Source organism: Leisingera aquimarina DSM 24565, assembly GCF_000473165.1.
Classification (GTDB): Bacteria; Pseudomonadota; Alphaproteobacteria; order Rhodobacterales; family Rhodobacteraceae; genus Leisingera; species Leisingera aquimarina.
In genome coordinates, this window is sequence record NZ_AXBE01000012.1 from 76,702 (window position 1) to 93,381 (window position 16,680).

The following is a 16,680-nucleotide window of genomic DNA, read 5'->3' on the forward strand; positions in this document are numbered from 1 at the left end:
ATAAGCAGCTCTCCCAAAATCATCCGCACAAAGCCCTGGCCTTCGCATGCTAGCTCGCGGCCGCCCGCCGTTAACTGTCTTGGCAAAGTTCAATGGCCGAGAAGTGCGTGGCCATTTACTGCCGCTGAATAGTCCTGAATGTCAGGCTGATCCGTGGACTTTTCACCTTCTTTGTTTTGGGCAGAGAGTGTTTCCAGAAAGACTGTGTTGTATCTTTCATCACCAGTAGACTGCCATGTTCCAGGTTCACGTCAACTCGATGATCTGACATCTTATGCCTAAAGGAAAATCTTCTAGTAGCGCCAAGACTTAGTGAACCAATGGCGCCGTCGGGCTTTAGATCGACCTCAGCATCGCTATGCCAGGACATGCCCTCATCGCCCGAGTGGTACAAGTTCAGAAGGCATGAATTGTATTCTTCACCGGAACGGCTTTGGACGAGCCCACGAAGCTCCAATAGTTCCTTCGTCCAGGGGTCAGCTGATTTGGTTACTTTGGAATACGTGTAGCAGAATCCCTGGTCGCCGTACCAAGCCACCTTGCGCTTTGTTGCAATGCGCTTGCCATAGATAATGACTTCGTCATGCCTCCAATCCACTGTTTGCATCAGTTTCTGGAAAAACTGATCCGCCTGTTGCGTCCCCAGGATCGGCCCGTAGTAGTTCACAGTGCCGTCCATGGGGAGAAGATTTTCCGCAGGGTCTGCAAGATTACCGAACAGGTCCATTTTCAATCCAATCAGTTCAGGGCACTCATTGTGCCACTGCTTCATTGGCCAGCAACTGCCTTTTCCTCTCCAGACCCCAACGGTATCCGCCAATCCCACCGTCTGATCGCAAGACCCGATGGCATGGAACCATGACCGCAACCGGATTTGCGCCGCAAGCATTGGCAACTGCTCGAACGGCTTTCTCTTCTCCGATTTCCCGAGCGATGGTCGTATATGTAACGGTTCTTCCGGTCGGAATGGCACACAGCGCGTCCCAGACTTTCTTTTGAAATGCTGTACCCTTCAGGCTCAACGGTATATTGTGAGAAGCGTGAGGGTTATCTATCAAATCCACCACACTGTCAGCGATTGCGGTAACTGAAGGGGTTTCCAGATCCATCACGGCCTCTGGAAACATGTACAATATTTCCGCTTCAAGAGCTTTGTCATCGTCTCCGATCCTTGCAGCACTTATCTCACCATTGGCACCTGCAATTGCAAGACGGCCGAGCTTGCTCTCAACAATTCTGTACCACATGTCATGCTCCTTCTGCGTCCTGGTATGGCGCACAGTTATTTGGATCAGCGGCGTGAGACGACCCGTTTCTTGCGGATAGGGTTTCGATCAGACCGAATTGCTAGCTGACAAAAAAACGCTGGCGTTTAGTTTCATCGGAAAGCGGTCACTCAACGCGCGCGCATGAATGACCGCACCGTCCCGCATCTTGCCAGTTCGCGCATGACGCAGCGAAAGTCAGGTCCGGTGCCGGTTGAGGGTTCTGTAAACGGTTGGCCGTGACACGGAGAATACTTCAGCCAGATCGCTGATGGAGTAATCGCCGGTAGCGTGCATACGGCAAAGTTCGCGCTGTTGCTTCTCAGATAGCTTGGGTTGTTTGCCGCGCAGTTTACCCTTGGCGCGTGCGATAACCATGCCTTCACGGGTCCGCATGCGGATCAGATCAGCCTCGAATTCGGCAAAGGTAGCGAGGATGTTGAAAAACATCTTTCCCATTGGATCGGACGGATCATAGACAGATGCGCCGAGGGCCAGCTTCACCCCTTTCTCCTGGAGCTGGTCGGCTATGGCGCGGGCATCAGGAACAGAGCGGGCCAGCCTGTCGAGTTTAGGTACAACCAGCGTGTCGCCCTCCCGCACTGCTGCAATGGCTTGATCCAAACCGGGGCGGACGCGGTTTGTGCCCGTCAGTCCATGATCGGTATAGATGCGATCCGGTGCCACGCCGAGATTTCCCAGAGCCTGTTTCTGCGCGGTGAGATCCTGGCTGTCGGTGGAACAGCGGGCATATCCGATAAGCGTGGTGTTCATGGGCGTACTGTACGAATAAGGCCCCTTCATTGCAAATTATATCGTACCACTTATATGAGACACGCTTCGAGCCAGTTTTGTTGGAGGGATGTCGCGATGGTAAATTGTCCGCTGACCGATCCCCTTACGGACAAGCCAATCCCCCACTCATAGGAATCAGAATTGCCAAGACGTCAGATTTTGAGCGACCGACAGCGGGCAGCGCTGTTTGATCTTCCAACCGATGAAGCAACTTTGTTGCAGCACTACACGCTAGCTGATGATGACATCGAACACATTCGATCCCGCCGCCGGTCACGCAATCGCTTCGGGTTTGCTTTACAACTCTGCGTCTTCCGCTATCCGGGTCGGCTCTTGCAGCCGGGGGAAGTCATTCCATCTGAGATTGCCGAGTTTCTGGCGGCACAGCTCGGCATTGCGCCTGACGACTTGACTGATTACGCGCACCGGGCCGAAACCCGGCGCGAACACCTCGCCGATCTGCGTGAGATTTACGGTTACAAGATATTCTCGGGTCAGGGGGCACGCGATCTGAAAACATGGTTGTTACGGGAAGCGGAAACAGCACGGTCAAATCTGGATTTGGCGCGACGGCTCGTGGAGCAATGCCGCCGGATGCAAACAATTCTGCCCGGTGTCTCTGTTGTCGAACGGCTTTGCGCAGACGCCCTAGTTGCCGCAGAAAGGACAATCGACAGCCGTATTGCGGAACGTCTCAATGAAACCAAGCAAGCCCAACTGGATTCATTACTGACGGAACTGGTCGATGAGCGGGTTAGCCGATTTGTCTGGCCGCGTCAGTTTGAGGTCGGGAACAACTCGGCCGGGGCCAGTCGCCTTCTGGATCGGCTGGAATTCTTGCAGTCGCTTGGTGTTCCGACCGAAACTCTGGACGAGGTGCCTCCTCATCGGATTGCCCGGTTGCGCAGACAGGGTGAACGGTATTTTGCGGATGGGTTGCGCGACATTTCCAGTGACCGGCGGCTGGCTATTCTGGCGGTTTGCGCCTTGGAATGGCAGGCGGCCATCGCTGATACTGTTGTCGAAACACATGACCGGATCGTTGGAAAGACGTGGCGCGATGCTAAGAGGTTGTGCGATACCCGCGTTGACGACGCAAAAGGCGCTGTCCAACAAACTCTGCGCTCCTTCACTGTTTTGGGAACCGCCTTACTTGCCGCGCATAGCGATGGTGTATCCCTGGAAGCTGCCGTTTCGGATACAGCTGGATGGTCAGTCCTGGAGGATCTGGTCGCGACATCGGCGCAGTTAACCAACACCATGGCAGCAGAACCGCTTACTCATGTCGTACAAGGTCATCGCCGGTTCCGGCGCTATGCCCCACGCATGCTGAAAGCGCTGGACATCAAGGCCGCCTCGGTCGCCATTCCCTTGCTGAATGCAGCTGAGTCAATTGGTGGCAAAATCGACTGGGTAAAGCCGACAGATTTTCTGCGCAAAAATTCGAAATGGCACCGACACCTCAAAGCCCAGCCGGAGGATGACCATCGCCTCTGGGAAGTCGCAGTGCTGTTTCATCTGCGTGATGCCTTCCGATCCGGGGATATCTGGCTGGAGCATTCGAAGCGCTACGCCGATTTGAAGCAGGCTCTTGTGCCAATCTCAGCCGTTCCTGCCATCCCGAGATTGAGCATGCCTCTTGACCCGGTCACTTGGCTTTCAGATCGAAAGGTGCGGATCACCGACGGCCTGAACCGTTTGGCGCGTGCGGCCAGGCACGGTGCTATCCCCGGTGGGTCTATTGAGAATGGCACACTGAAGATCGAGCAGCTGGCAACCGCCGTCCCTGACGAGGCAGAGGAACTCGTCCTTGATCTCTATCGGCAGCTTCCAGATATCCGTATCACCGATCTGCTTCTGGAAGTGGATGAGGCCACTGGGTTCACAGACGCCTTTACACATCTACACACATCTACGGACAGGGGCGCCTTGCAAGGACAGGATCGGGCTGCTGAATGTTCTGCTGGCCGAGGGGCTGAATCTTGGCCTGAGCAAGATGGCCGACGCCAGCAACACCCATGATTACCTCCAACTGTCACGCCTTTCGCGCTGGCACATCGAAAGCGAAGCCATCAACCGGGCACTGGCAACAGTCATAAGCGCACAATCCAAATTGCCGATGGCAAAGTTCTGGGGTGCCGGTGTCACCGCATCCAGTGATGGTCAGTTCTTCCCGGCGGCACGTCAGGGTGAGGCGATGAACCTGATCAATGCGAAATACAGTAATGAGCCGGGGTTAAAAGCCTATACTCATGTCTCCGACCAGTTCGGGCCATTCGCCACCCAGAACATCCCTGCTACGGTGAGCGAAGCACCCTACATCCTCGATGGCCTGCTCATGAACGAAACGGGCAAGCGGATCAAAGAGCAATATGCCGACACCGGCGGATTCACGGATCATGTCTTCGCCGTTTCGGCCCTGCTGGGATATCGGTTCATCCCGCGTATCCGGGATCTTCCATCCAAACGCCTGTATATGTTCGATCCTGCAACAACCCCCAAAGAGCTGCGTGGCTTGATCGGCGGTAAGGTCCGTGAAAATCTGATCGTCCAGAATTGGCCGGATATTCTACGCGCCGTTGCGACGATAGCAGCAGGGATCATGCCACCCAGCCAACTGCTGAAGAAGTTCGCATCGTACCCGCGTCAGCATGAGCTTGCAGTAGCGCTGCGGGAGATCGGTCGTATTGAGCGCACCTTGTTTATTATCGAATGGCTGCTGGACACTGACATGCAGCGCCGCGCCCAGATCGGTTTGAACAAAGGTGAGGCTCATCACGCCTTGAAAAACGCTCTGCGCCTTGGCAGGCAAGGTGAAATCCGGGACCGAACGGCTGAAGGTCAGCATTACAAGATGGCAGGCCTGAACCTGCTGGCAGCGATCATCATATATTGGAACACGGATCATCTCGGACGCGCAGTCACAGCAAGAATGGATGATGGTCGAAATTGTTCGCCGGAGCTTCTGTCGCACATCTCACCGCTAGGATGGGCACATATTCTATTGACCGGCGAGTACAGGTGGTCAAAACGATAGCCAATCCAGCTTAGCGTACTATCCTGCCCCCTACCGGAACAGACCCCTATATGTGCCACCTTCACGGTAGTCGTCGCCCCGTCGATCAGAACTGTCTCGTGGCTCCAGTCGAACTGATATCCATCATGCCCTGTTGTCCGGCTGCGGTTCCCTGCCAGATGAGCGCAGATCCGGCACCCGAATCAAGTCGGTGATTCGGATGCTTATCATGTTCGGAAAAATCTTCTGCGGCGCGGCGAAACCGGCTTTGAAACAGGCCGTTACAAAGCCGCTCGCAAAACGTAACGCAATTTTACACATTTTCGGAACGGTCCGCAGAAACCGCAGAAAAACGCGGCTTCCGGCCCTTTCTGATTGCGTCAACGTGCCGCTCGGATACCCTGTGTGCCACCCGGAAAAACGGGGCCCGTGGGAGGGTGGCCAATGCAGAAAATCTCAAGCAGGCAGCGCAACAGATCACTGGGGGCTTCAGTTCGGCCGGCCGGAGCTCGGCGCTCCGGGCAGGGAGTCCCAGATCGCGGAAGGATCGCTGACCATGCGCAGATGGAACTGCCGGAGAAGGTCGCTCTTGAGAGGATCGTCCAGCTTTTCAACGGCCTTGTGCGCCGCCTGCATGTCCAGAGGATCGCCGGTTTCCAGCGCGCGGTCGATGGCGTCGCGGCAGCTCCGATCGACACCTTCGGCGGCGCTGCAAACATCTTTCAGCGCCCGGAAAAAACGGAGATCGGCGGGATCTGTCTTAGGATTTGCCTTTCGCTGCAAAAATCGGCGCCAGTTTACAGGGGGCGTCCATGACAGGTCAATCACGCAAAACCGGCGATATCCTTATGGACCGGATGAAGACTATCCAGGCGATTGCCCAGGCCAATACCGAACAATTGCGGCTGAAGCAAAGGGCCAGCGGCCTGATGGTACTCGACATGAAGGACGCGCGGGACGGGGTCGAAGACCACGCCCACGAGGGCGCGCAGGCGCAGAACGACGCGGCGCTCAAAGAAAACACTCAAACGATCAACCGGCTGGAGACCAGGCTTTCCGCCTTTGACGGGGAACTTGACGCCGCGATGAAGGAGCAAAGCTGAATGACACAGTACAAGCCGCCGCAAGCGATGACGCTATTCAACTTGATTGCCCGTACCTGGGAGGTGAAAACCGAGGTGCGCGCGCTTCAATTCAATGCAAAGGGGACGTCCCTGGCCGCCCAACTGGCCGATGGCCAAATGGCCTTTGTTTCGGTGCACGATGCCGAGAGCCCGGACAGCCGGGTACGGGTCGAGGCCGATACCGGGCGGCCGAGCATCCGGCCCCGGTCCAAGCCGCTGCCGCCAACGGTGTTCAGCGAAGAGCCAGTGGCGCGCGCCGATGTTCCGCTGTGCCGGCTGGGCGATCAGGGCTTTGCTTTTTCCCATGCCGGGACTGGTGTCCTGTGGCGCGCAACCGCGCGAGGCCAGACCCTGGCGATGAATGCGGCGCGTCAGGACGCGGTCACTGCGTTGGCAGCCCTTTCGCGCTCTGGGCAGGTGGCCGTAGCACATGAGACACGCCTGGCGCTGGTGGCCGAAAGCGGCGGTGCTGAGGTGGCTGGCATCACGTTGGGTCACAGTGTGGCACGGATTGCAGTTTCTGGCGATGAATCCCTGTTGGCCTGCTGGGGCGCCGGCCAGGTGAGCATCGTCCATGCCGAAGACATGACCAGCCAGGCGCAGATCGCCTGCGATGGCAAAGTGCAGTGTCTCGAATGGTCGCCCTGCCGGCGTTGGCTGGTGGCGGGCTGCGAAGACAAAGCGGTGCTGCTAGTCGATGTGGCGGCGCGAACGTCCGACCGGATCGTCGATTTCCCGGCTCCGGTTCTGTCGGCTCAATTCAGCGGCGAGGCCAAGGCGGTCATCGCCTCGGGGGCGTTTCGCGTTGTGGGATGGTCCTTGCCGGACCTGCCGTTCGGCGACCACGCCGGCGCACCGATCGAGACCGGCAAACCGGGGCTGACGATTGTCGACGGGGTGGCGGTGCATCCCAAGCGGGATCTTTGCGCGGTAAGCTACGGTACCGGCCTCGTCATGCTGTGCCGTATCGGGCACACGGATGAAATGCTGGTGCGCGAAGGCACAGGTGCGGCGGTTACTGCGCTGGCCTGGTCCGGCGACGGCGCGCATCTGGCCATCGGCGGGGAGGACGGCAGCCTGTCGATCGCCACCTTCCCCAAGAACATGTTCAAATAATTTCCCAGGGAGGGAGACCAATGACGCAAGCACTATCCACCGAAGAACAAAGCAAGGACCGTTTCTTTCAGCAGCTCGCCAAAGTAGCAGAAAAGATGGTCGAGGAACACGGCAAGGATTTTGCCGCAGGCGCGCTGGTTCTGGCCGCGCGCTGGGTGTCAGAAAACCGGCTCGGCAAACCCGAGGACCTGAAACACTAATGGTGTTTGGCCGCCTTCGGTGTGTTTGCGGGCGGCGTCGATAGGCTCTGAATCTGATTGACGATGATACCGCTCATCGGAGCGGCCAGCGCGGCAAGCGGGCTGGCCGAGGAGGTGGATTTTGCTGCCGTAGCGAGTGCGCCGGTCAAGCCGGGTTCAAGCAATTGCGCAAAGGCACAAAGCTCATGAATGCGAAAAGTTGCAAAATGCAGGCTGTCCCCATTCACCAGCACCGCGCCCTGCTGACGCCGCGGCGCTTCGGTCTTGAGCGCATTGCTGTGAACCGCCGCGCCCAGCGTGGTCAGCACCGATTTTCGCCACTTGGCGTAATCGGTGTCGGTGGAATGGTCGATGCCCACCGCATAGAGCTTTTCGGAAACCGCGCGGAAGGCGCGGCCCCCGGCAATATGGCGGCGCCAGAAATCGCTGGCCTCCTCGGCGCTGCGGCAGGCGGCGAAACGCTCCGCCAGTTTGCGGCGGATCAGGATCACCAGCGCCATGTCCACGTCTTCCGACAGCGACCGGGCAATCTGCATCGCGGGCATCGGCAGGTCCGTCAGCGCCAGAACGCGCAAGGCTGCAAGCTGTTCGGTCAACCGGGCAGAGAGCGCCGCCAGCCCGTGCCATTGCGCCGCGGTCAGCCCGCCGGTCTGGTGCTGACGTCCGATGGCCGCGGCCTCGTGCAGCGCCCGGGTCCAGAGCACCGCCTGATCGTAGAGAAACACCAGGTCGACATCGGTGCTGGCAGGGGCGGTCTCGACCCGGGGCAGGGCGCGGAACCCCGGCAGGCTGCGCAGGCCCAGGCGCCAGCCATGGTCGAAATCCAGCCCGGCGGCGGACCAGAGTTGCCGCACCCGTGCCAGAAGCTGGGGCGAAAGGCCCGGATAGGACAGTTCCGGTGCTGCGCCGTCGAGCGGGGTAATGCCACCGATGGGGGGATGCGGGCTCATCTTGCTGCTTTTCAATGGTTTCTTTATCTCAAAATAGCGCGGCGCTTGGCCTCGGGGCCAGCATTTTGTCGGCTGCCCGGGCAGAAAGCAGTGCCATGCCTTTGAAGACTCAGCTGCGCGCGAAACACAGCCAGGTGTTCCGGCTGGGTCAGGTTGTGACCCTTCTTCAGATGTCCGCGGCGGAACTTGATGAGCATCTGGCCGTTGAGGCGCAGGAGAATCCGCTGCTGGTTTTGCGCCGGCGCCGGGCCGCCGGGATGAGCGCCACGGATGTGCTGGAAATGACCGCGGTGGAACAGGCAAACAGCCTTTATGATCATGTGTTCCGCGAATTGGCCGGGATGATCGGCCAGGGCGGGCTGATGGAAAAACTCATCATCGCGCTGATTGCGGAGCTTGAGCCGTCGGGCTGGCTGGGGCGCGCGCCCGTGTCGATTGCCGAAAGCTTGGAACTGAGCGGGGAGTTGGTGGAAACCGCGTTGCGGGTGGTTCAGAAACGGGTCGATCCGGCGGGACTGTTCGCCCGCGATCTCACGGACTGCCTGCGGTTGCAGTTGGAAGACCAGAACGCGATGAGTAAGGACATGGAGCTGGTGCTGGATCATCTTCCTGCGCTAGAAAGCGGCGGCCCGGAGGCGCTGGTTCGGGCGACCGGACTGCCGTGGGACAGGGTGCAGGATTGCCTCGCGCTGCTCCGCCGGCTCGATCCGAAACCGGGCAGCGCCTTTGCCTTGGATCCGACGCTTACACGTGAACCCGATGTCCGGATCACGCCGTCAGGCGAGGGCTGGGAAATCGATTTTCTGTCGTCGTGGCAGGGGGGTATCGAAATCACCAAGCTTCCGCGGGGTAGTCGGGCAAGCGAGGCCAGCGAAGCGCTGGCCAAGGCGCGGACGCTGAAACATGCGCTCGACATGCGGGTGTCCGCGCTTAAAGCGGTGGTGGGCCAAATCGTGGAGCGCCAGGGAACCTATTTCCGCTTTGGCGACGGCGCTCTGGCTCCGATGACTCTGTCCGAGATTGCGCGGGAAACCGGATTTCACCTAAGCACCGTCAGCCGAGTGCTGAACGGTTTGCTGATTGAAGGGCCGAACGGCATTGTTCTTGCGCGCACCCTGTTCACCGGCACGGCGTCGGCCCAGGCTACCCAGTCCAAGCCGCAGGTCCAGGTGCGCATTCGGGCGCTGCTGGCCGACGAAGACCCGAAGAAGCCGCTGTCCGATCGGCGGCTGACGGCCATTCTGCAGTCCGAAGGGATCGCGGTGTCGCGCCGTGTCGTGTCGAAGTACCGGCAGGACATCGGCATCTACGCCGCCTCGAAGCGCCGGCTGCCGGCCTGACGCGCCAACCCCTCGGCGCGGTATGACGCTACAGAAGTGAACATCCGGATGCGGTTGTTGGCCCGCACGGTTCCGGCGATGCTGCGATGCGGAAAGCCCGATATTTTTTAGCGGTTTGCGCTGACAGGCGCGGTGCTTTCGGGGTGCGCGGTGCGGGATGTATAATGCGGGTGTTTCAGCAGGTGTAACGAAGCGTAAAGTCATTGGAACGGCGATTGTAACGTTTTGCGACAGTCCGCCCATATGCCTCGCCCGGCCTCGGCCTCAAGCGAAGTGCCCCGCGAAAAACTCATCGAAAAATATTATTCAAAATCAGTCAGATAATATATTTCTTCGCGCCGCTTCGGACGTCTGCCGAATTCTGGAACCGGCCTTGCCAGAAGAGAACCACAAGACGCTAGCGCCCGGACAGGACGCTCAAAGAACGAAGGACAGGGAGAGAGACCAGCAGCCGCCTCGATGCAGCGGGCGTGTCGAACTTCTCAACCTTTGCCGAGAACCGGTGCCTCAAGGGGGGCGCCAAACCGAAACGGCAAAAGCCGCCAACCGGGCGCCGGGCGACTGGCCCCAGAGCTTTAAGGAGGCTCATGGCATGACTTTGACGCTCAACAAGATCACGTCCCAACGTGGTATCTCGGTAGGGGAGGCCACTAAGAAGATCTCCGATCTCGGATGGAATCCGTCCTACGTCCAGGAGGCCGCCACCTTCCCAACCGACTACAAGATCACCAAGGCCCCGCGCGACCCGATGAAACAGGTCCTGCGCTCTTACTTCCCGATGGAAGAGGAAAAGGACAACCGTGTTTACGGCGCGCTCGACGCGGCGCTGCGCGGCGACATGTTCCGCAACGTGGAGCCGCGCTGGATCGAATGGATGAAGCTGTTTCTGGCAATCATTCCATTCCCCGAGATCTCGGCCGCGCGGTCGATGGCCATGGTGGCGCGCCTGTCACCGGGCGAGGACCTGCGCACCGGCTTCACCATGCAGATGGTCGATGAATTCCGTCACTCCACGATCCAGATGAATCTGAAGAAGTGGTACATGGAAAACTACATCGACCCGGCGGGCTTCGACATTACCGAAGAAGCCTTCGGCAAGTGCTATGCCACCACCATTGGCCGCCAGTTCGGCGAAGGGTTCATCACCGGCGACACCATGACCGCCGCCTGCATGTACCTGACCGTGGTGGCGGAAACCGCCTTCACCAACACGCTCTTCGTGGCCATGCCCTCGGAAGCGGCGCGGAATGGCGACTATGCGCTGCCCACGGTGTTCCTCTCGGTCCAGTCGGACGAAAGCCGCCACATCGGCAATGGCCATTCCCTTCTGATGGCCGCGCTGAAGGAGCCGGAGAACCACCTGCTGCTGGAGCGTGACCTGCGCTACGCCTTCTGGCAGAACCACGCCATCGTTGACGCCGCCATCGGGACGTTTATCGAATACGGCACCACCAACCGCGACAAGGAAAAGGAATCCTATGCGGAGATGTGGCACCGGTGGATCTTTGAGGACTACTATCGGACCTACATGCTGCCGCTCGAAAAGTATGGCGTGAAGGTCCATCACGACGACGTCCAGGAAGCCTGGAAGCGGATCACCGAAAAGAACTACGTCCACAAAGTCGCCCAGTTCTTCGCCGTCGGCTGGCCTGTCAACTTCTGGCGCATTGAAGCCCAGACCGAGAAGGACTTCGAGTGGTTTGAGCACAAGTACCCGGGCTGGTACGCCGAGTTCGGCGAGTTCTGGAAGTGGTACGCGAAACTGTCGAAGCCGGGCGAGAAGGTCGTCACCTTCAACGAGGAAACCGGTTACGTCTATCCGCACCGCTGCTGGTCGTGCCTCGTGCCCTGCCTGATCCGCGAGGACATGGTGGTCGACGAGATCGACGGCGAGCTGCACACCTTCGCCCATGAGCTGGACCGGTGGACCGCGGTCGAGGCCTTCTCGGACGAATACCAGGGTCGGCCTACCCCGGCGATGGGCAAGTTCTCGGGCAAGCGTGAATGGGAAACCGTCTATGACGGCTGGGACCTGGCGGATGCCATCAAGGATCTCAACTTTGTCCGCGAAGACGGCGAAACCCTGGTGCCGCAGCCGCACCTGCGGTTCGACAACAAGGACATGTGGAAGCTGGAGCATGTCCGCGGCCACACCCTGGCTTCGCCGCTGAAAGCGCTGCGAGCCATGTCGCCCAGCGATCGCGAGGCGCACATCGCCGACTATCGTGCAGGCTTCACCATCAATCCCTGCAACTGATCACGGCCATCGCCGGGGCTGCGACAGCGGCCCCGGCACCCCCCGCAATCACGGGAGAGGGAGGAGACAACAATGACGGACATCTACAACGTGCGCCTTGAGCCGGTCGGCGTGGAGTTCGAGGTCGAGGACGGTGAATACATCCTTGACGCCGCCTTTCGCCAGGGCATCGCGCTGCCGCATGGCTGCAAGGAGGGCCAATGCTCGGCCTGCAAGTGCGTCCAGCTCGACGGCGAGTCCGAGATGGAGAACTATTCGACCTTTGCGCTCAACGACATGGAAAAGGACGGCGGCCATATTCTGATGTGCCGCTCCCTGGCGCTCAGCGATCTCGAGATCGAACTGCTGAATTACGATGAAGAGGTGCTGTCCAAAAGCATCCCGGTCAAGCAGTTCACCGGCCGGATCACCGATTTCCAGAAGCTCACCCATGACATTCGCGGAGTCCAGATCGTACTGGATTCGCCTTTGAAATTCTGGGCGGGTCAATATGTCGACATCACGGTCAAAACCGAAGAAGGGGAGGAGATTACACGCTCGTTCTCCATGGCAAATCCGCCGAGCGAAACCCAAAAACTCGGCTTCATCATCAAGAAATACCCCGACGGACGGTTCAGCAACGAGCTCGACGACGGCGGCATCAAGGCCGGAGCAGAAGTCAGCATCGAAGGCCCCTACGGCATGTGCTTCCGACGCGAAGAGCGGCAAGGACCCGTGATCCTCGTCGGCGCCGGCTCGGGCATGTCGCCGGTCTGGTCAATCCTGAATGACCAGGTGGCCAGCGGCGAAGATCGTCCGGTTTACTTCTACTATGGCGCCCGCACGCAGGACGATCTTTTCAAGCTCGACGAGATTAGCGCCATCACCGGCGCCCATCCCAATGTCGAATTTATCCCCGTCCTCAGCCATGAGGAAGAGGGCAACGGATGGGCCGGGGCGCGCGGCTTCGTGCACGAATATGTGGACACGCACCTGCGCGAGCTGGGGATCGACGGCGAGGGCGATGTCTATGCCTGCGGCCCGCCGCCGATGATCGACGCGCTGACGCCGGTGCTCTTCATGCACGACTTCGATACCGACCGCATCTTCTACGACAAGTTCACGCCCACGTCCGGTTCTTCGGGCCACTGACGGTCCGAACGCTCGTGACGTGAACGAAACCCAAGGGAGGCAATCATGCCAGCAACATCCAGCTCAGTCGGATCCGGTGCCGCCGGTGCCGCGGAATTCACCGGCTCCAAGAGCCGTAAGTACAATTACTTCGAACCGCGCGGCAAACGGGCGACCCACTACGAGGATGTCACCGTCGACGTCCAGCCCGATCCCGATCGCTACCTGATTCAGAACTGGATCATCGAGTTCGAGGGCGGCAAGGGCGGCGGCGCTTACCAGAAGGACAACACAGCGGCGCTGTCGTCGAACTGGCACGCCTTCCGCGCGCCCGACCAGGAATGGGAGCGCACCCACTACCAGCGCCAGTCCAAGATCGAGACCATGGTGCAGAATGTGATCTCGAACGCCCGCAAGGCCGGCGCGCATAAGGTCTTCGACAAGAACTGGCAGACCATCCTCCAGAAACACCTGGGCGCGTGGAAACACGCGGAATTCGGCCTCGGCACCTCGCTCATGCAGGCGCAGCGCTACGGCTACACCCAGATGATCAACAACGCCACGCTGACCAATTCCTCCTACAAGATGCGCCTGACCCAGGACATCACGCTCTACCTGGCCGAGATCGGCATGGACATCGACGGCTGGGATGACACCCTGGGCAAGAAGGTGTGGCTGGAAGATCCGATCTGGCAGCCCTGCCGCGAGGCGATCGAAACGATTATGGGCTCGGAAGACTACCTCGAGCAGTATTTTGCCATCAATATCGTCTTTGAGCCGATGGTGGGCGAGCTGATCCGCTCGGGCTTCTTCATGCAGGCGGCCGCGGCCAACAACGACTTTATCACCCCGCCGGTGATTTCCGCCGCCGAAGCTGACTATGAGCGCAACCTCGCGAACACCGTCGACCTGATCTACCTGCTGGCGCACGACGAAGAGCATGGCGAACACAACCGCGCGCTCTTCAAGGCCTGGCTCGCCAAGCATGGCGACTTGGCTGAAAAGGCCGCTGCCGCGCTGCAGCCGATCTGGTCGCAGCCGCATTCTAAGCCGGTCTCCTTCGAGGACGTCAAAGCCGTCTCACAAGAGCGCCTTGGCAGGATCATCGCCGAATTGGGCCTGTCGTAACTCTCTGAAAAGGAACTGGAACCATGTCTAGCACAGCGCGCAACGCGTCCAACCAGAACATCTTCAAATCAATGAAGGACATCGACCTGACCTCACGCGAGGTCTCGCACCAGTGCGGCGTCACCATGAACGACAGCGTCGAGGCCCGCGCCATCGCCGAGTTCATGGAGGAAAATGACCCCAAGGTCACGATCACCTACAACCCGGCGACCATTCGGATCGATGGCGAGGGCAAGCTTATCTTCAAGATGAGCGAGATCACCGAGTACCTGGGCCGCGAGATGACCGCCGAGACCTTCGAGGTCAACACCTCGACCCACTACGGGCGGATGGTCCGGGTCGACGACGATACCGTGATCCTGTTCGGCGACATGAACGAGGTCATGGAATTCATCTGATCGACCGCTGACAGCTCCGGGGCTGCTGCATCTGCACGGCCCCGGAGCCCGCGACAACTCAGCCAATGCAAGGGAGGACACCATGTTCAAGACACCGGACGGAAAAGAGATCTTCGTTCTCGACGGGCACACCCATTTCTGGGACGGCAGCCCCGAGAACCAGGCGAATGTACACGGCAAGCAGTTCATCGACTGCTTCTATGCCTATCACACCAATCTGAGCCCCGAGGACCAGCTCTGGGAGAAGGCCAGGTTCGAGAAGTACTCCGAGGACGACATCTATCGCGACCTGTTCGTCGACGGACCCGACGACATGGCGATCATCCAGTCGACCTATCTGAACGACTTCTACAAGAACGGGTTTTCCTCGATCGAACGCTCGTCGTCGATGGCCCAACGCCACCCGGAGCGCTTTATCGTCAACGGCAGTTTCGATCCCCGCGATGGCGAAAAGGCGCTGGAATACATCCACTATATGAAGGAAAACTTCGATATCAAGGGCGTGAAGATGTACACGGCCGAGTGGAGCGGCGACAGCAAGGGCTGGGCGCTGAACGATCCGGCAGCATACAAGTGCTTTGAGCTGTGCGAGAAACTGGGTATCAAGAACATCCACGTCCACAAGGGGCCAACGATCATCCCTCTGTCGAAGGATGCTTTCGATGTCCATGACGTCGACCACGCCGCCACCGATTTCCAGGGCCTCAACTGGATCATCGAACATTGCGGCCTTCCGCGGCTCGACGATTTCTGCTGGATCGCGACCCAGGAAACCAACGTCTATGGCGGGCTGGCGGTGGCGATGCCCTTCATCCATTCGCGCCCGCGCTACTTCGGCGAAGTGATTGCGGAACTGCTGTGGTGGGTTGGCGAAGACAAGCTTTTGTTCGGCTCGGACTACGCGATCTGGACACCGCAGTGGCTGGTCGAGAAGTTTTGGGACTACCAGATCCCCGAGGACATCTCGGCAGAACGCGGCGGCGTGCAGCTGACCGACGATGTGAAAGAGAAGATCCTCGGGCTGAACGCGGCCAAGCTTTATAACATCGACGTGGCCGCCAAGAAAGCAGAACTGGCCGGCGCCCCTGTCCAGATCGCGGCGGAGTAGGGCGATGCTGGTGGCCAATCTCAAGGCAGAGCTGGAAACCGATGTCTGGGAATGTCTCGACGCAGTGACAGACCCGGAGCTTGATGAGCCCATCACCGACATGGGCTTTGTCGAGCGGATCGAGGTCACGGACGCGAAGAAGGTGCGGGTAGAGTTCCGGCTCCCAACCTATTGGTGCTCGCCAAACTTCGCCTTCCTTATGGCCTTCGGTATCCGGAAGGAGGTTACGTCGATCCCTTGGGTTGTCGAGGCCGAGGTGCAGCTGAACGATCATTGCTTCGGTGAAAAGGTCAACGAAGGCGTCAATAGCGGCCGTGCATACCACCAAATCTTCGCAGAATACTGCGACGGTGCGCGGCTCGACGAGGTGGTCGACACCTTCCTCGCCAAGGCCTTCGACCGGCGTCAGGAAACCGTGCTGCTTGGATTGCAGGCGCTGGGGCATGACGCAGAAGATATCGTCTCAATGTCCCTTGGCCAGCTTCGGCGTGTGGTTTTCAGCGGCGAAGAGGAGCTGCGGCAATTGCCGCGTTACCTTGATCTCCTCTTGTCCCAGGGGCTGGCGTCCGAGCCGCATGATTTGGCCTTCCCCTCATGGGACGGAGACGAGATCGCTCCGCATGAGCTCAGGGCGCATCTTGCCAAGCTGCGCAGCACGCGGATCAACATGGAGTTCAACGGGGCGCTGTGCCGGGGGCTCGCCAAAACGCGCTACAAAGAGGTCGAAATCGGGCCCGATGGCCCGACTCTGATCGACTTCATCGAAGGCCGCGTTCCGTCTCGGGAAAAACTCGCTGCGCGAGGGTAACTCGCCGGAAATTCACATGAAATCAGGACGGCACCCAGGCATTCGTCTGGGCCGATGGAGGAAGA

General features: G+C 59.3%; 15 protein-coding genes and 1 pseudogene. 11 read left to right on the forward strand and 5 right to left on the reverse strand.

Annotation, left to right across the window (positions count from 1 at the left end):
• Nucleotides 1-115: 115 nt before the first annotated feature.
• The 3 genes from AQUI_RS0101565 to AQUI_RS0101575 all read right to left on the reverse strand — a co-directional run bounded on the left by AQUI_RS0101565 (nucleotide 116) and on the right by AQUI_RS0101575 (nucleotide 2,069).
• Nucleotides 116-772 carry an alpha-ketoglutarate-dependent dioxygenase AlkB family protein gene (locus tag AQUI_RS0101565; RefSeq protein ID WP_211235987.1) on the reverse strand — a complete coding sequence of 219 codons (657 nt, stop codon included), beginning with the start codon at nucleotides 770-772 and terminating at the stop codon, nucleotides 116-118.
• The gene (locus tag AQUI_RS26780; protein WP_035919531.1) at nucleotides 753-1,247 is read right to left on the reverse strand and encodes a methylated-DNA--[protein]-cysteine S-methyltransferase; all 495 of its coding nucleotides are present in this window, start codon (nucleotides 1,245-1,247) and stop codon (nucleotides 753-755) included. The genes AQUI_RS0101565 and AQUI_RS26780 overlap by 20 nt, the downstream gene beginning before the upstream one ends.
• A 216-nt stretch (nucleotides 1,248-1,463) precedes the next feature.
• Nucleotides 1,464-2,069: a recombinase family protein gene (locus AQUI_RS0101575; protein WP_245596831.1), complete on the reverse strand. Its 606-nt coding sequence runs from the start codon at nucleotides 2,067-2,069 to the stop codon at nucleotides 1,464-1,466.
• A gap of 132 nt (nucleotides 2,070-2,201) precedes the next feature.
• On the opposite strand from AQUI_RS0101575, the pseudogene AQUI_RS26785 reads away from it, so the two are divergent.
• Nucleotides 2,202-5,097: pseudogene (locus tag AQUI_RS26785) on the forward strand (Tn3 family transposase).
• Nucleotides 5,098-5,565: 468 nt separating this feature from the next.
• Here the strand turns inward: AQUI_RS26785 and AQUI_RS0101585 are convergent.
• A complete protein-coding gene (locus AQUI_RS0101585) occupies nucleotides 5,566-5,904 on the reverse strand; it encodes a hypothetical protein (protein WP_156916743.1) in 339 nt (112 codons plus the stop codon).
• Here AQUI_RS0101585 and AQUI_RS0101590 point away from each other — a divergent pair.
• From AQUI_RS0101590 to AQUI_RS0101600, 3 genes are read left to right on the forward strand one after another with little or no spacing between them, the layout of a single operon-like run.
• Entirely contained in the window at nucleotides 5,889-6,179 is a 291-nt protein-coding gene (locus tag AQUI_RS0101590; RefSeq protein WP_035919533.1) for a hypothetical protein, read from the forward strand. The genes AQUI_RS0101585 and AQUI_RS0101590 overlap by 16 nt on opposite strands.
• A complete protein-coding gene (locus tag AQUI_RS0101595) occupies nucleotides 6,180-7,316 on the forward strand; it encodes a WD40 repeat domain-containing protein (protein WP_027255962.1) in 1,137 nt (378 codons plus the stop codon).
• Between the two features lie 20 nt (nucleotides 7,317-7,336).
• Complete coding sequence (locus AQUI_RS0101600) at nucleotides 7,337-7,516, forward strand: hypothetical protein (protein WP_027255963.1); 180 nt, start codon at nucleotides 7,337-7,339, stop codon at nucleotides 7,514-7,516.
• Here AQUI_RS0101600 and AQUI_RS0101605 read toward each other — a convergent pair.
• Nucleotides 7,513-8,466 carry a hypothetical protein gene (locus AQUI_RS0101605; protein ID WP_027255964.1) on the reverse strand — a complete coding sequence of 318 codons (954 nt, stop codon included), beginning with the start codon at nucleotides 8,464-8,466 and terminating at the stop codon, nucleotides 7,513-7,515. The two genes, AQUI_RS0101600 and AQUI_RS0101605, sit on opposite strands and share 4 nt — an antisense overlap.
• Before the next feature lie 95 nt (nucleotides 8,467-8,561).
• Here AQUI_RS0101605 and AQUI_RS0101610 point away from each other — a divergent pair, with 95 nt between their 5' ends.
• The 7 genes from AQUI_RS0101610 (at nucleotide 8,562) to AQUI_RS0101640 (ending at nucleotide 16,615) form a co-directional block, all read left to right on the forward strand.
• Complete coding sequence (locus AQUI_RS0101610) at nucleotides 8,562-9,806, forward strand: RNA polymerase factor sigma-54 (protein WP_035919536.1); 1,245 nt, start codon at nucleotides 8,562-8,564, stop codon at nucleotides 9,804-9,806.
• A 592-nt stretch (nucleotides 9,807-10,398) separates the two neighbouring features.
• Nucleotides 10,399-12,063: an aromatic/alkene/methane monooxygenase hydroxylase/oxygenase subunit alpha gene (locus tag AQUI_RS0101615; protein WP_027255966.1), complete on the forward strand. Its 1,665-nt coding sequence runs from the start codon at nucleotides 10,399-10,401 to the stop codon at nucleotides 12,061-12,063.
• 72 nt (nucleotides 12,064-12,135) lie between these two features.
• On the forward strand, nucleotides 12,136-13,194 hold the full coding sequence (locus AQUI_RS0101620) for a 2Fe-2S iron-sulfur cluster-binding protein (RefSeq protein WP_027255967.1): 1,059 nt from the start codon (nucleotides 12,136-12,138) through the stop codon (nucleotides 13,192-13,194).
• Between the two features lie 45 nt (nucleotides 13,195-13,239).
• Nucleotides 13,240-14,301, forward strand: a complete 1,062-nt coding sequence (locus AQUI_RS0101625) for an aromatic/alkene monooxygenase hydroxylase subunit beta (RefSeq protein ID WP_027255968.1) — start codon at nucleotides 13,240-13,242, stop codon at nucleotides 14,299-14,301.
• A gap of 23 nt (nucleotides 14,302-14,324) precedes the next feature.
• On the forward strand, nucleotides 14,325-14,699 hold the full coding sequence (locus AQUI_RS0101630) for an MmoB/DmpM family protein (protein ID WP_027255969.1): 375 nt from the start codon (nucleotides 14,325-14,327) through the stop codon (nucleotides 14,697-14,699).
• An 82-nt stretch (nucleotides 14,700-14,781) separates the two neighbouring features.
• Nucleotides 14,782-15,807 carry an amidohydrolase family protein gene (locus AQUI_RS0101635; protein ID WP_027255970.1) on the forward strand — a complete coding sequence of 342 codons (1,026 nt, stop codon included), beginning with the start codon at nucleotides 14,782-14,784 and terminating at the stop codon, nucleotides 15,805-15,807.
• A gap of 4 nt (nucleotides 15,808-15,811) precedes the next feature.
• The gene (locus AQUI_RS0101640; protein ID WP_051371747.1) at nucleotides 15,812-16,615 is read left to right on the forward strand and encodes a metal-sulfur cluster assembly factor; all 804 of its coding nucleotides are present in this window, start codon (nucleotides 15,812-15,814) and stop codon (nucleotides 16,613-16,615) included.
• The last annotated feature ends 65 nt before the right edge of the window (nucleotides 16,616-16,680 follow it).

What these genes read in the sequence shown, in the direction of transcription:
- AQUI_RS0101565 (WP_211235987.1), bottom strand. Translation starts at nt 772, where the DNA reads ATGAAGCAGTGGCACAATGAGTGCCCTGAACTGATTGGATTGAAAATG.
- AQUI_RS26780 (WP_035919531.1), bottom strand. Translation starts at nt 1,247, where the DNA reads ATGTGGTACAGAATTGTTGAGAGCAAGCTCGGCCGTCTTGCAATTGCA.
- AQUI_RS0101575 (WP_245596831.1), bottom strand. Translation starts at nt 2,069, where the DNA reads ATGAAGGGGCCTTATTCGTACAGTACGCCCATGAACACCACGCTTATC.
- AQUI_RS0101590 (WP_035919533.1), top strand. Translation starts at nt 5,889, where the DNA reads ATGACAGGTCAATCACGCAAAACCGGCGATATCCTTATGGACCGGATG.
- AQUI_RS0101595 (WP_027255962.1), top strand. Translation starts at nt 6,180, where the DNA reads ATGACACAGTACAAGCCGCCGCAAGCGATGACGCTATTCAACTTGATT.
- AQUI_RS0101600 (WP_027255963.1), top strand. Translation starts at nt 7,337, where the DNA reads ATGACGCAAGCACTATCCACCGAAGAACAAAGCAAGGACCGTTTCTTT.
- AQUI_RS0101605 (WP_027255964.1), bottom strand. Translation starts at nt 8,466, where the DNA reads ATGAGCCCGCATCCCCCCATCGGTGGCATTACCCCGCTCGACGGCGCA.
- AQUI_RS0101610 (WP_035919536.1), top strand. Translation starts at nt 8,562, where the DNA reads ATGCCTTTGAAGACTCAGCTGCGCGCGAAACACAGCCAGGTGTTCCGG.
- AQUI_RS0101615 (WP_027255966.1), top strand. Translation starts at nt 10,399, where the DNA reads ATGACTTTGACGCTCAACAAGATCACGTCCCAACGTGGTATCTCGGTA.
- AQUI_RS0101620 (WP_027255967.1), top strand. Translation starts at nt 12,136, where the DNA reads ATGACGGACATCTACAACGTGCGCCTTGAGCCGGTCGGCGTGGAGTTC.
- AQUI_RS0101625 (WP_027255968.1), top strand. Translation starts at nt 13,240, where the DNA reads ATGCCAGCAACATCCAGCTCAGTCGGATCCGGTGCCGCCGGTGCCGCG.
- AQUI_RS0101630 (WP_027255969.1), top strand. Translation starts at nt 14,325, where the DNA reads ATGTCTAGCACAGCGCGCAACGCGTCCAACCAGAACATCTTCAAATCA.
- AQUI_RS0101635 (WP_027255970.1), top strand. Translation starts at nt 14,782, where the DNA reads ATGTTCAAGACACCGGACGGAAAAGAGATCTTCGTTCTCGACGGGCAC.
- AQUI_RS0101640 (WP_051371747.1), top strand. Translation starts at nt 15,812, where the DNA reads ATGCTGGTGGCCAATCTCAAGGCAGAGCTGGAAACCGATGTCTGGGAA.